Raw genomic sequence first — 12290 nt, 5'->3', positions numbered from 1 at the left:
CCCAACTACAACGGCGCCACCAAGGTCCAGATCGGGTCCAACTGGGACTCCATGACCAACATCACCGGCGTCGGCGACATCACCGGCGACGGCGTCCCCGACCTCCTGGCCTCCGAGAAGGCAACCGGCCACCTCTACCGCTACTCGGGACCGACCTTCGCCGGTGGCGCGGCGCGTGCCCGCATCGGTACGGGCTGGTGACGTTCCCGCCACGCGACCCGTCCCCTCCGCCTAGCACGCATTCCCCTTCTCCCAGGAGCACCTCGTGAGACTACGCAAGGCGTTCGCCACAGCGGCGGCCCTGTTCGGCACGGCCCTCGGCTCGCTCGCTCTCGCCCCCGCCGCGCAGGCCGACGGCGTCGCCGGTGCGGACGCCCCGCCCCTGAGGTTCCTCAGCTACAACATATGCGGCAACTTCTGTTCCACGAGCAAGGGTTACGACAACGAGCACCGCATCGACGCAGTCGTCGCCGAGGCGACCGGCGCCACGTGGAACGCCGATCAGCTCCACCTCCAGGAAGTGTGCCGACCGCAGTTCGACGCGATCCGCACCCGCCTCCAGGCGTACGGATTCCAGGGCTTCTTCGCCACCGCCCTGCCCGGCGGCAACCCGAGCGTCTGTGGGGGAGCCGACTACGGCAACGCCGTTCTGGTCAAGGGACCGCTGTCCGAGACGAAGGTCCTCGACCTGACCGCGGGTGGGGAGACCGAACCCATCACGGTGCCCTGCGTGAAGACCTACACCCAGAGCCGCGCCAACTGGGCCTGCTCCGTGCACCTCTACTGGAACGACGCCACCCTGCGCGAGCAAGAGGCCGCCAAGCTCGCCGCGCAGGCGAAGCAGTGGCAGGAATCGGGCGTCCCGGTGATCCTCGGCGGCGACTTCAACACCACCCCGCGCTCGAAGGCAGCCTCCTCCTTCTACGCCCCGGGCATCGCCGACGGCGGCAACGGCACCTTCATCGAAGCCGACGAGACCGACCGCGACCACTTCCTGTCCGCCCCCTGCGGCGACGGCCGCGCCCGCTGCCGCAGCGGAGAACCGACCTTCGGAACCTCGAAGATCGACTACCTGTTCCTGTCCGAGCGGCACTTCAAGAGCGCCAGGGCGGACGTGCTCCCCAAGGACAGTCTGGCCTCCGACCACAACGCGCTGCGCGCCGCCGCCCACTGGTCCGACTGCGGGCCCACCGCGACGGGCACCGGAGCCGTACTGCGCCGCGACTCCAAGGGCGCCCTGTTCAGCTACGCCGGCCGCGCCGGGGCCACCGCTGTCGCCGGTGCCTGCAAGGTCGGCGTCGGCTGGAGCGGTATGACGCACATCGCCCGCGACGGCGCCGCCATCCTCGCCGTCGACACGACCGGAACCCTGTGGCGTTACCCCGCGGACCCGGTCACCGGCACCTACTCCGGCTCCACCCGCACTCAGATCGGCACCGGATGGCAGGGCTACGACGCGCTGCTGACGGCGGGCGACCTTTCCGGTGACGGCCGTCCCGACCTGGTCACCCGTGACCCCGCCGGAGTCCTGTGGCTCCACAAGGCCACCACCACCGGTTCCTACGGCCCTCGCACCCAGATCGGCACGGACTGGCAGGGCTACGACGCGCTGCTGGCGCCCGGCGACTTCAGTGGTGACGGCCGTCCCGACCTGGTCACCCGCGACTCCGCCGGAGTCCTGTGGCTCCACAAGGCCACCACCACCGGCACCTACGGCCCGCGCACCCAGATCGGCACGGGCTGGCAGACCTACACCGCGCTCACCTCGCCCGGCGACCTCGACGGGAACGGCCGCGCGGACCTGGTCGGTCGTGACGCGAACGGCGGACTCTGGTTCTACCAGGGCGACGGCGCCGGTTCCTACAGCCCGCGCATCCAGATCGGCAACGGCTACCCGGACGGGGAGCTCCTCTTCTGAGGCACCGACCGGCCGGCCCGCCCTCGGCGCGGCCGGCCGCGGCGTTGGACGACGCGCACGTCCGGGACTTCCTCAGCCACCGAGTTCCCGGGCGACGTCGTGCCGGTTGTTGTGCCCTGTCGGGCCGACGTCGCCATCGTGTGCGTGGGTGGGGGTGGGGAGATCGGGTGTGCCGCCGGGGACGCGGACGTCGCCCGCCCCAGCTGCCACCGCCGGCCCGGTACCGGCGTTACAGAACGCCCAACTGCGTCGCCCTCTGGCCGAGCTGGAACCTGCTGCCCGCCCCGAGACGGCCCGAAAGCTCCGTGATCATCCGTCGTTCCGTCCGCAGGGAGACCCCGAGTTTGCGGGCGGCCGCCTCATCGGTGAGACCGCCCCCGAGAAACCGGAGCAGCGCGGCCTCCTGCGCGGAGACCAGTTCACCCGCGGCACGTACCGCCGGTTCCCCCAGGGTCCGCGCGCTCGTCCAGACCTGCTCGAAGAGGGCGCAGAAGCCGGCCAGCGCCCCGGGTTCACGGATGATCACGACTCCCCGCGAGGAATCCGCCGGGTCGAGCGGTACCACCGCCGTCTCGCGGTCCACGATGTGCATCCACATGGGGAGCGACGGCGCGGTCCGCGACTCGGCGCCCAGCGCGGCGAGCGAAACCGCGTGCTCGCGGCCGTCCGGGTCGTTGGCGACGCTGTCCAGGTACACGGTCCTCAGCTTGACGCCGCGAGCCAGGAGGGCCTCGGCCAATGGCTTGGCGGCCGCCCGGTCGGCGGCCGTCCGGGCACCACCGGGTGCGAAGGCAAGGCTTTCGCCTCGTGTGCGAAAGGCCAGCTCCTCCAGCCTGGAACGGGCCGCGTCCGAGCCCACCACCCGCTCGAACCCGCCCGAGCTCCTACCGGACCGGGCCGAGGAGTACTCCGCGAGAAGCCCGGATACGGCGAGTCGGCATTCCTCGATCTCGCTCTGCCTGCGGACGAGTTCCGACTGGTGCCGCATCAACAGGGCGTCGATCGCGATGTCCGGCGGAACCGGACGCAGCGCGCCAGGTTCCGTCATCGAGGGCCGCAGCAGGGCCCGGTCCGCGAGGCGGTCCAGTGACGCGCCCACGGCCGCTTTGTCGACACCGAGCGCACCGGCCAACTCCGACACTCCCCACCCCGGCTCGTCCAGCATCAGCCGATACACGGACTCGCTCACCTGGTCGAGACCCGACACTGCCCACACCACGAAACCCCCCAGTCCACGCACAGCGATCATTCAGTTCGTCGGCACGTTCACCTCACGGCACGAACGTGCCGGGCCGGACGGTCCCGCTCCGGCGCCCCGGAGGCGATAGTCGGAGCGTGCATCTCATCGAGTTCGTGCTCAGCCGGCCGTCCCGGGGTGAGTCCTCCCTGCCCGAGCGGGCATTGCTCGCGGCGCTGTGGGCGGCCGACCTGCCCGGCGACGGCATCGAACACATCCGCGTCCATCCCAGTCGAGCCGGCGCCCGCGGGATCGTCTTCTGCCTCGCCGAGGACGGGGTCTCCGCCACCCTTCGGGTGCGTGCACTGTGCGCACGGGCCCTTGCGCAGGCTCCCCCGTTGAACGGGTGGCGCCTCGACTCGGTGAGTGCCGCGCACCCCTGACCCCGCCGCGCCCGTGGGCTCGTTCGTCTTCGGGGCGAGGTGCGACTCGGCATGGAGCGGTCCTTTCGTTCCGCCAGGGGCGTCCGCCCGGCGGTGATCACCACTCTGGCCCGAGCCGGAAGCGGCCGAAAGGCCTTGCCGTCGGCCGAAAGCGTCCCTGACCCGTACCGGCCCACCCGCCGGATCGATGTCCGCAGGCCCGTCTCCGGGCCCCACGCGCCCGCCTCCGGTAGCGCACCGTGAGCGGTCCCGTCCGAGGTCAGGGCAGGGCCGCCGGTCGGTGCCAGGCGGCCCTGACAGCTCGAACCGCCCAGGGGGAGCGTCGAGGGGCGGACGGGCGAACCCGGATCCGCATTCGTATCCGGATCCGCGCGCGGGGTGTCGGGATCGGTGGGCGCAGTACAGCCCCCGCGACAGGTGGCGCCCCGTTGGGCGAACCCGCGCGAGGGGCAGGGCGCGACGGTGAGGTCCGTACGATTTGGGCCCAGTCGTGCGGGGCCGTCCCGTCCGCCCCGAGCGTGCGGCCTCGGGGCGGACGGGCGGCGTCAGCGCAGGCGGCGGGCCCGTAGTACGACGTCGGCGGCGTGGTGTGCGCCCGCACCACCCTCGGGCACGACACGGGGGCGTTCCTCGTTCACCTCGACCCGCCAGTCGTCGCCGAGGAGCGCGGCGACCATCGAGGGCCAGACGTAGTCGGCGGGGTCGAAGGCGTTGTCCTGCGAGGAGTGGTTCTCGTCCATGCCCGCGTGGTGGACCAGCAGGAGCAAGCCGCCGGGCGTGACGGCGCCGAGCAGGGCGTGCTCGGCGGTCGACCCCGGCGTGCGGAGCAGCGCCGGGTATTGCGCGGAGACCAGGTCGAAGGACGCCGGAGGGAGTGCCGCCTCGGTCAGTCCGGCGTGCACCCAGCGGACACCGACACCGGCGTCCCGAGCGTGGCCGGCTGCCCGGGCCAATGCCACCCCCGAGACCTCCAGGCCGGTGACGTCCCAGCCGGCGAGGGCGAGCCAGATGGCGTCCGCGCCCTCGCCGCAGCCGACGTCGAGCGCACGACCGGGGGAGAGGTCGGCGACTTCCTCGACGAGCGCCCCGTTGGGCTGCCCGCTCCAGAGCTGCCGACGCTCGGAGTAGCGGTTGTCCCACTCGTCGCGCACGGCGGGGTCACCGACATAACCGTCGGGATACGGGGGGAGGCTTTCTGCGGGGATGTGGTGGCTCATGGCCACACCGTCGCGCACTCCTTCCTCGCCGGGCCAGTCCTGTTGCCGAAACGGCAAAAGAGATGCCATCGCGCGGAGCGGCGGCGGGACGGCTCGAACATACGATCGACAGCGACAGTGTCGGAGCGAACCGCGCGCGAAGCCCGTGGGTCGGGACACTGAGCGGGCGCTTCCCGGCCGGTCACGGAATCAGCGATGAGTTTCTCCGGGCCGGCGGGTCCCACCATCGTTGTCGACACCACAGGAGGAGCACGTGCCCCAGCTGCTGAGAGTCCAGAACTTCAACGTCTCGCGTGACGGGATCGGTGCCGGTGAGGACCAGACCCTGGAGAGGCCGTTCGGTCATGTCGATCCTGAGAGGTTGTTCTCCTGGGCGGGCGCCACGGCGAGCTGGCCCATGCGTACCGCGCCAGGAGGAAGTCGGGGCCTCGACGACTACCTCACGCGGGACTACGCCCGCGACATCGGTGCCGAGATCATGGGCCGCAACAAGTTCGGCCCTCAGCGCGGGCCCTGGCTCAACCACGACTGGCAGGGATGGTGGGGTGATGAGCCTCCGTTCCACACCCCGGTGTTCGTCCTGACCCATCACGCGCGCCCTTCGCTCACTCTCTCCGACACCACTTTCCACTTCGTCGACGGCGACCCCGCCACGGTTCTTCAACAGGCCCGGGAGGCCGCGAGCGGCAAGGACGTCCGGCTCGGTGGTGGGGCCACGACCATCCGGGAGTTCCTCGACGCCGACCTGGTCGACACCATGCACGTGGCGGTCTCGCCGGTGGAGCTCGGGTCCGGAGTGCGCCTGTGGGACTCTCCTGACGAGCTGCTCGACCGCTTCCACCTGGAGGTCGTTCCCAGTCCGAGCGGGGTGGCGCACCACCTGTTCTGGCGGAAATGACCGGCCTCAAGGGCGGACGGCCGGCAGTGGTGGTTCGTTCGTCCTGAAGACGGCGAGGGTCTCGGAGGTGCGGTCGGGCGCAGCGAACCGGGTGGGATCCCGCAGTCGACGTCGGGTCGTCGCCGACCGGATGCCGAGCGTCGCGGGGGCTCGGTTGCGCCCCCGGGCAGTTCGACGCGCAACCTGAGCCGCTGCCGCAGCCGCTCCCGCTGTGTCGGATTGCCGCTGCTGCTCCCGCTCGGAATCGGACCGAGCGGCAGCGGCCTGGCCTGCAGTCACGTTTCTGCGGTGAATCCTTGACTCCGAGCGGGTGACCGCGCCCGTAGGTTCCGGTCACCCCTTCCGACGGGGCGTTAGAAACCGCGCGTGATCAGGAATCCGTCGCGGAGCATTTCCACGCTCCTCCTCGCGCTCATGTCCCTATTTCCCACCGCACTCCCCACCGCCGCGTCCGCGGCCGCCGATGGCCCCCAGCGGGCCATCGCCGGCCCCGACCCGGTCGTCTTCGTCCACGGCTGGAACTCGGACGGCTCCACCTGGCGGACCATGGCCGACCGCTTCCGGGCGGACGGATGGCCCGCCGGACACGTCGACCAGTGGACCTACAACGCCAACCAGTCCAACGCCACCACCGCGGAACAGCTCGCGGGGGAGATCCAACGCGTCCTTGACACCACCGGCGCCACCAAGGTCGACGTCGTCACCCACTCGATGGGCGCCCTGTCCTCGCGCCACTACCTCAAGAACCTCGGCGGCACATCCAAGGTCGACGCGTGGGTCTCCCTCGCCGGACCCAACCACGGCACCGAGACCGCACGCTGGTGCGGCGGCGCCGCATGTGTCGAGATGCGACCGGGGTCCAACTTCCTGCGAAACCTCAACTCCGGCGACGAGACCCCCGGTTCCCCCCGCTACGCAACCTGGGGCTCTCCCTGCGACATCGTCATCAACCCCGCGACCAGCGTCGCCCTGGACGGGGCCGCCAACCACACCACGACCTGCCTCGACCACGGCGGACTGCGCACCGACCGAACGGTCTACGACCAGGTCAAGGCGCATGTCCTCCAGGCCCCGCCCGCGTGACCTCTCAGCCGAGGGGCGCCGCAAGCACCGGGTCGTGGTGGAAGAACGCGATGACCAGGATCGATCGGGTCGGTACCCCCGGCACGTCGGTGAACTCGGATTGTTCCACTCCGTCGATTTCCCAACCCATGTGTCGCGCTGCCTCGTTGGAGTGCCACTGACAGGCATGGCGGACAGGTATGACGGACCCCCGCCCCCGACTGTCGCGCGGACGAAGGGGCGGGAGCCCCGGCCCGTCGTCCGCGCGGCCGGGTGGGTTCCCGCGCCCGGGCGGGGGAGCGTCCGTTCGCGGCGGGGCGGGGGCATGACTGCTCCCGCGACGCCCGCATGCCGTGTGAGGCCCTTCCCGGGCATCTCCTGGATGGACGCGAGTCCCCTGACGTAGTCCGCATCCCGTGCCGTTCTGTTCGCCCGCATGCGCGAGGAGCACTCGCGGCCTCGACGTACACCGCGCACACGACGCGCGTCGTCTGCCCGTTGCCGGCGCGTGGGGTGTGCGACGTCATGTCTGGCATGTGCCTTTTCCCGCTGGACTTCCGCTCGATCCGTGGCATCTCTTTGCTCGTCGGATCTTGCTGATCCTCACAGGCTCGGGATCCAATTGAGACAGGACCTACCAGGTGCACGCGTCTTACGAAAGCGGTCCGACATGATCCACCGCACATACCCGGACGGTCAGCGGCCACAAACCGCGCGACGTGACCAGCCCGTCAGCACGGCACCCGCGCACAACGCTCCGGGCGACGTCCTGCTGTCCCTGCAGCGGGTGTTGTTGAACGTTCACGGTGGCCATTTCTCGGACGCGCGTGTCCGCCGACATGAACGGCGCAACGCGCTGCACACGTTACGCGGACTGATCCAGCTCGCCCGCCACGCGGCGGAACGGCCCGAGCTGGCCGCCGCGTGGCCGGGCATTCCGTTGGCGGGCATCTCCGAGCTCGTCGGCCGCGTCGAGGATCCGCTGGTCCGGGCCCATCTGGTCGGCAAGATGCTCGCCACCACCGAGCGTGGGGTCCGGCTCGGGATCAGCCCCCGCTCCCAACTGCCCACCCGACCGGACCTGGCCGGGGCGTTGATCACGGTTCTCGGCAATCTCGTCGACAACGCCATGGACGCGGTGCTGGACGACCGCGGCACCGACCCGTGGATCGAGGTCACCGTCCGTCAGGAGTCACTCTCCGACCCCGGTCCCGATTCCGGCAGCGCCGGTCCCGTCGAGCTGTGTGTGGCCGACAACGGACCGGGCGTCGCCGTCGAGCTCCGGAACCGGATATTCACCCGAGGGTTCTCCACCAAACCGGTCTCGTCGGACCAGCGCCGGGGCCTGGGACTCGCACTCGTGAAGACCATCGCCGAGGAGCACGGTGGCTCGGTCGCGGTCGCGGACCGCGCGGGCGGTGGCTGCCTGTTCACCGTACGCATACCGGCGCCGACCGCGACGCCGACCCCCCGAGGTCCGTCCGCGTCCGGCCGGCGCGACGGAGACGCCCCGTGATCGACGTGCTCGTCGTCGACGACGACTTCTACGTTGCCAAGATCAACGCACATTACGTGTCCGAGGTCCCCGGGTTCCGGGTCGCCGGGATCGCGCACAGCGCGGCGCCGGCGCTCGCCGCCGTCGAGAGGGGAGGCGTGGATCTGGTCCTGCTCGACCAGCACCTGCCGATCGAGACCGGACTGGCCCTCACCCGTAGGTTTCGGGCGCTGCAACTCGACGTGGACGTCATCATGGTCACGGCCGACCGGCGACCCGCCTCCGTGCGAGCCGCCCTGCGCGCGGGAGTCCTGCACTACCTGGTCAAACCGTTCACCATCGAAACCCTGCGCGGCAAGCTTGAGGCGTACGCCGAACTGCGCGCGACGATCGCCGAGGGCGAGGAACTGGACCAGGCGCGCATCGACCGGGCACTCGGGGCCCTGCGTGCGTCCGTCGCGCCCCGCGCCATGCCCAAGGGGTATTCGGAGCGCACCGCCGAGCTGATCACCCGCATCGTGTCGGACGAGGCCCGGCAGGTGTCCGCACAAGAGGTCTCCGAACGGGCGCGCATCAGCCGCTCGACCGCCCAGCGCTACCTGAAGTTCCTGTCGGAGGCCGGCACGGTGCAACTGACCCTTCGCTACGGCGACAGCGGCCGCCCCGAGCACATGTACTCCGGTTCCTGAACGAGGCGTGGCTGCGGCCAGGAGTGGCTCGGGCGAGGCGAGACGAGGCGGGGCTCCGGCGCGGCGTGCGCGATGCCGACGAGGTCCTCGCGGGAGGGGACCCCGGCCGGTGGTGGGACAGCCTTTGGTAGGACGGCCGTTGGTAGGACGGCCGTTGGATCAATGGGAAATACCCGCTTTCCGCAGTCAAGCCGGTTTGTCGCCACAAACCGGGTGCGGTCCGTGAGCATGTCCTAGCCTCCAGGGACCATCAGACCCAGGACCGCGGGCCGGAAATCCAGTTCGGGCTTCGGCGCCATGACGCGACAGGAAGCCGATCGGTGCTGAACCGCCTTCTCCCCCCGTCCGGTCCGGCCCGCATGCTCACCGTCATCACCATGGTGATGAGCCTCGGCCAGGGTCTGTGGATAGCCATCAGCGTGCTCTACGCCGTGACGATCGTCGGTCTCACCCCGGGGGAGCTCGGGATCAGCCTCGGGGTCTCGGCCGCGCTCGTCCTCGTGTCCAGCATCCCCCTCGGTCACCTGGCCGACCGGGCCGGGCCGCGTACGGTCCAGATGTGGTCGTTCCTCGCGCTGGCCCCGCTCACCGCGGTGCTGCTCCTCGCCCACGGCTTCTGGGCCTACGTGATCGTCACGTCCGTCCAGGGACTCTTCTACCGAGCCGGCAACAACGCCCGCAAGGCGATGATCGCGGCCAATGTGCCGCGGACCGACCGGGTACGCGTCACGGCGCGGATCCGCGCTGCCCTCAACGCTTCGGTCGCGGTCGGAGCCGGTATTTCCGGACTCGTCATCGCCTGGGGCGAGCCCGCCGGATACGCGGGCGCGATCCTCCTCACGGCGGTCTGCTTCCTCGTCACGGGCCTGCTCACCGCCAAGGAGCCGCCGGTGCCACCGGTTCCGGCCGCCGCCGGTGCCGCTTTCGCGGTGCTCCGGGACGTCCCCTTCCTGCTGTTCACCGCGCTTGACGGGCTACTGCTCACTCACGCGTTGCTGATCGACGTCGTGCTCCCGTTGTGGGTCATCCAGCACACGGACGCGCCGCGGTGGATGGCTGCGGTGATCCTCATCATCAACACCGCCATCGTCGTCACGCTCCAGACGAAGGCGGTGTGGGGGACCGAGGATCCCCGGTCCGCCTCCTGGGCCAGCTTCCAGGGCGCGGGTTGCGTGGCGGCGGCATGCGCGCTCTTCGCGCTGACCGGGGGAGCCGGCGCGGTGGCCGCCTGTGTGCTGCTCGTCCTGGGCGCCCTGGTCCACGGCCTGGGCGAGATCCGGCAGGCGGCGGCGAGCTGGACCATCGTGTTCGGCTTGGCACCCGACCACGCGCAGGGCCAGTACCAAGGTACTTACAAGATGGGCGGCGACCTCGGGAGGATCCTGGCGCCGGCCGCCTTCACCTGGTTGATCATCGGGCAGGGCGTCATCGGCTGGATCGTCCTGGCCGCGTCGTACGTCGTCCTGGCCGCGGCCATGCCGGTGGTCGTCGCCAGGGGGGTCCGCTACCGCGCTCCCGAGGGTGCGGCGGCGACCACCTGAGAGCACTGCCGGAGGTCCCGACGGCATGTTCCGGACCGGACCGGACCGGTGCGCGACCTTCCGCGGTGAGGGGGGGCCAGGAAGGAGGCGGACCGGAGGGCGACCGATACCCGCAGGGGGAGCCCGAATTCTCCATTCCGGATGGATAAATGAGAAGAACGCTTCTTTCGCGCGTCGGAAGTGTCTAGGGAGTCATTGGCGCAAAGGGGCCGGCGTGGAAACGCGTTGTTAGCGTGACCGGGTCCCGTCACCGAGGTAATCGGATTTCCATGAGCACAGCATTGAACCCGCGTTTGGGCTCCGGTCTGCTCCGCCATGCGAGTGGGCGTCCCGACAGCGTCGCCCTGACCCTCGGTCGCCGCGACTACACCTACGAGGAATCCGCGCTCATCGCCCGAAGGTGGGCCGCCCCCCTCGTCGAGGCGACGGGGGGCCGTCCCCGCAGGGTCGGCGTGTTCGCCCAGCGGAGCGAGGCCTCCTACCTGGGTGTGGCCGCCGCGTTGTTCGCGGGCGCCGCCTTCGTACCGCTCAACCGCAAGTTCCCCGTCGAGCGAACCCGATCAATGATCGAACGCGCCGACCTCGATGCCCTGATCGTCGACTCGGCGTCGCTGCGGGGCCTCGCCGAACTGCTGCGCGGCTTGGCGCGCAAGCCGGTCGTCCTCCTGCCCGACACCCTGCGAGGCGCGGCAGGGGATCTCGGCGACGTACGGGTGCTGGACGCGGTCGACCTCGCCACGGCCGTTCCACTGGAGCCGGATCAGCTTCCGCCGGTGTCGTCCGAGGACCTCGCGTACCTGCTCTTCACCTCGGGCAGCACCGGCGTGCCCAAGGGGGTTCCGGTCACCCACGGCAACGTGCGCGCCTTCCTCGGGGCCAACCAGGAGCGCTACCGGCTGACGCCCGACGACCGGCTGTCCCAGACGTTCGACCAGACCTTCGACCTCTCCGTCTTCGACCTCTTCATGGCCTGGGAGAACGGGGCACGGCTCTGCGCCATGGACCCCCTGGAGATCCTGGCGCCGTTCAAGTACCTGGAGCGCAACGGGATCACCGTCTGGTTCTCGGTGCCTTCCGTGGCCGCGATGCTGCGCAAGCGCGGGGTCCTGGGACCCGGCACGATGCCCACGCTGCGGTGGAGCCTGTTCTGCGGTGAGGCGCTGCCGCGGGCCTCCGCCGAGGCCTGGCAGGCGGCGGCTCCGGGGTCGATCGTGGAGAACCTGTACGGCCCGACCGAACTCACCATCGCCTGCACGGTGCACCGCTGGGATCCCACGACCGGTCCGGACGCCTGCGTCCACGACAACGTGCCCATCGGCCGTCCCTACCCGGGCCTGAGCACCCTGGTGGTGGACGAGCGGCTCGTGCCGGTCCCGGACGGCACGATCGGGGAACTGTGCGTCGCCGGCCCGCAGACCACTCCCGGCTACTGGCGCGATCCCCGGATCACCGCCCAGCGGTACTTCGCCCACGAGGGCCGTACCTACTACCGCACCGGGGACCTCGTGCGGCTCCGAGCCGGCGAGTACGTGTGTCTCGGCCGCAACGACCAGCAGGTCAAGGTCGGCGGTCACCGTGTCGAACTGGGTGAGATCGAAGCCGTGCTGCGCCGCGCCGGCGCCGTGGAGGCCGCCGCACTGCTGTGGCCGGACCCGGAGACCATCACCGCCGTGGTGACCGGTGACGTCGAGCCGGGCGCGCTGACCGACGCCTGCACCGCGGCGCTGCCCCCCTACATGGTGCCGCGCTCGGTGCGCGTCATCGGGGAGCTGCCGGTCAACGGCAACGGGAAGGTCGACCGGGCGGCGTTGCGCCGGTGGCTCGACGGGACGGCGCCCGCCGGCACCTGA

10 protein-coding genes and 1 pseudogene are annotated in these 12290 nt (G+C 70.7%); 9 read left to right on the top strand and 2 right to left on the bottom strand.

From position 1 onward, the window contains the following. Both ACFVS6_RS23485 and ACFVS6_RS23480 read left to right on the top strand, forming a co-directional pair. Positions 1 to 201 (top strand): annotated as a pseudogene (locus tag ACFVS6_RS23485) (ATP/GTP-binding protein); the annotation flags it as partial. 64 nt (positions 202 to 265) lie between these two features. Then, entirely contained in the window at positions 266 to 1918 is a 1653-nt protein-coding gene (locus tag ACFVS6_RS23480; protein ID WP_389706535.1) for an FG-GAP-like repeat-containing protein, read from the top strand. Between the two features lie 229 nt (positions 1919 to 2147). Here the strand turns inward: ACFVS6_RS23480 and ACFVS6_RS23475 are convergent, their stop codons facing one another. Next, a complete protein-coding gene (locus ACFVS6_RS23475) occupies positions 2148 to 3107 on the bottom strand; it encodes a helix-turn-helix transcriptional regulator (protein ID WP_389706533.1) in 960 nt (319 codons plus the stop codon). A 146-nt stretch (positions 3108 to 3253) separates the two neighbouring features. Between ACFVS6_RS23475 and ACFVS6_RS23470 the strand changes: the two genes are divergently transcribed. Beyond that, positions 3254 to 3538 (top strand): hypothetical protein, encoded by a 285-nt coding sequence (locus ACFVS6_RS23470; RefSeq protein WP_389706531.1) that lies wholly within the window; start codon positions 3254 to 3256, stop codon positions 3536 to 3538. Positions 3539 to 4083: 545 nt separating this feature from the next. On the opposite strand, the gene ACFVS6_RS23465 is transcribed toward ACFVS6_RS23470, so the two are convergent. Continuing rightward, the gene (locus ACFVS6_RS23465) at positions 4084 to 4755 is read right to left on the bottom strand and encodes a class I SAM-dependent methyltransferase (RefSeq protein ID WP_389706529.1); all 672 of its coding nucleotides are present in this window, start codon (positions 4753 to 4755) and stop codon (positions 4084 to 4086) included. Between the two features lie 253 nt (positions 4756 to 5008). On the opposite strand from ACFVS6_RS23465, the gene ACFVS6_RS23460 reads away from it, so the two are divergent. From ACFVS6_RS23460 to ACFVS6_RS23435, 6 genes are all read left to right on the top strand, one after another. Beyond that, on the top strand, positions 5009 to 5653 hold the full coding sequence (locus ACFVS6_RS23460; protein WP_389706527.1) for a dihydrofolate reductase family protein: 645 nt from the start codon (positions 5009 to 5011) through the stop codon (positions 5651 to 5653). Between the two features lie 414 nt (positions 5654 to 6067). After that, on the top strand, positions 6068 to 6736 hold the full coding sequence (locus tag ACFVS6_RS23455; RefSeq protein WP_389706525.1) for an esterase/lipase family protein: 669 nt from the start codon (positions 6068 to 6070) through the stop codon (positions 6734 to 6736). A gap of 649 nt (positions 6737 to 7385) precedes the next feature. Next, a complete protein-coding gene (locus ACFVS6_RS23450; protein ID WP_389706523.1) occupies positions 7386 to 8231 on the top strand; it encodes a sensor histidine kinase in 846 nt (281 codons plus the stop codon). After that, the gene (locus ACFVS6_RS23445; RefSeq protein ID WP_389706521.1) at positions 8228 to 8899 is read left to right on the top strand and encodes a response regulator; all 672 of its coding nucleotides are present in this window, start codon (positions 8228 to 8230) and stop codon (positions 8897 to 8899) included. Before ACFVS6_RS23450 ends, ACFVS6_RS23445 begins: the two co-directional genes overlap by 4 nt. Before the next feature lie 320 nt (positions 8900 to 9219). Next, the gene (locus ACFVS6_RS23440) at positions 9220 to 10440 is read left to right on the top strand and encodes an MFS transporter (RefSeq protein ID WP_389706519.1); all 1221 of its coding nucleotides are present in this window, start codon (positions 9220 to 9222) and stop codon (positions 10438 to 10440) included. A gap of 269 nt (positions 10441 to 10709) precedes the next feature. Continuing rightward, entirely contained in the window at positions 10710 to 12290 is a 1581-nt protein-coding gene (locus ACFVS6_RS23435) for an amino acid adenylation domain-containing protein (RefSeq protein WP_389706517.1), read from the top strand.

It is taken from the genome of Streptomyces sp. NPDC057939, from assembly GCF_042887545.1.
Classification (GTDB): Bacteria; Actinomycetota; Actinomycetes; order Streptomycetales; family Streptomycetaceae; genus Streptomyces.
This window is presented reverse-complemented; position numbering and strand designations above follow the sequence as displayed.

Excerpts from the sequence above, each read along its gene's own strand:
- ACFVS6_RS23455 (WP_389706525.1), top strand. The coding sequence starts at position 6,068 with ATGTCCCTATTTCCCACCGCACTCCCCACCGCCGCGTCCGCGGCCGCC.
- ACFVS6_RS23450 (WP_389706523.1), top strand. The coding sequence starts at position 7,386 with ATGATCCACCGCACATACCCGGACGGTCAGCGGCCACAAACCGCGCGA.
- ACFVS6_RS23435 (WP_389706517.1), top strand. The coding sequence starts at position 10,710 with ATGAGCACAGCATTGAACCCGCGTTTGGGCTCCGGTCTGCTCCGCCAT.
- ACFVS6_RS23465 (WP_389706529.1), bottom strand. The coding sequence starts at position 4,755 with ATGAGCCACCACATCCCCGCAGAAAGCCTCCCCCCGTATCCCGACGGT.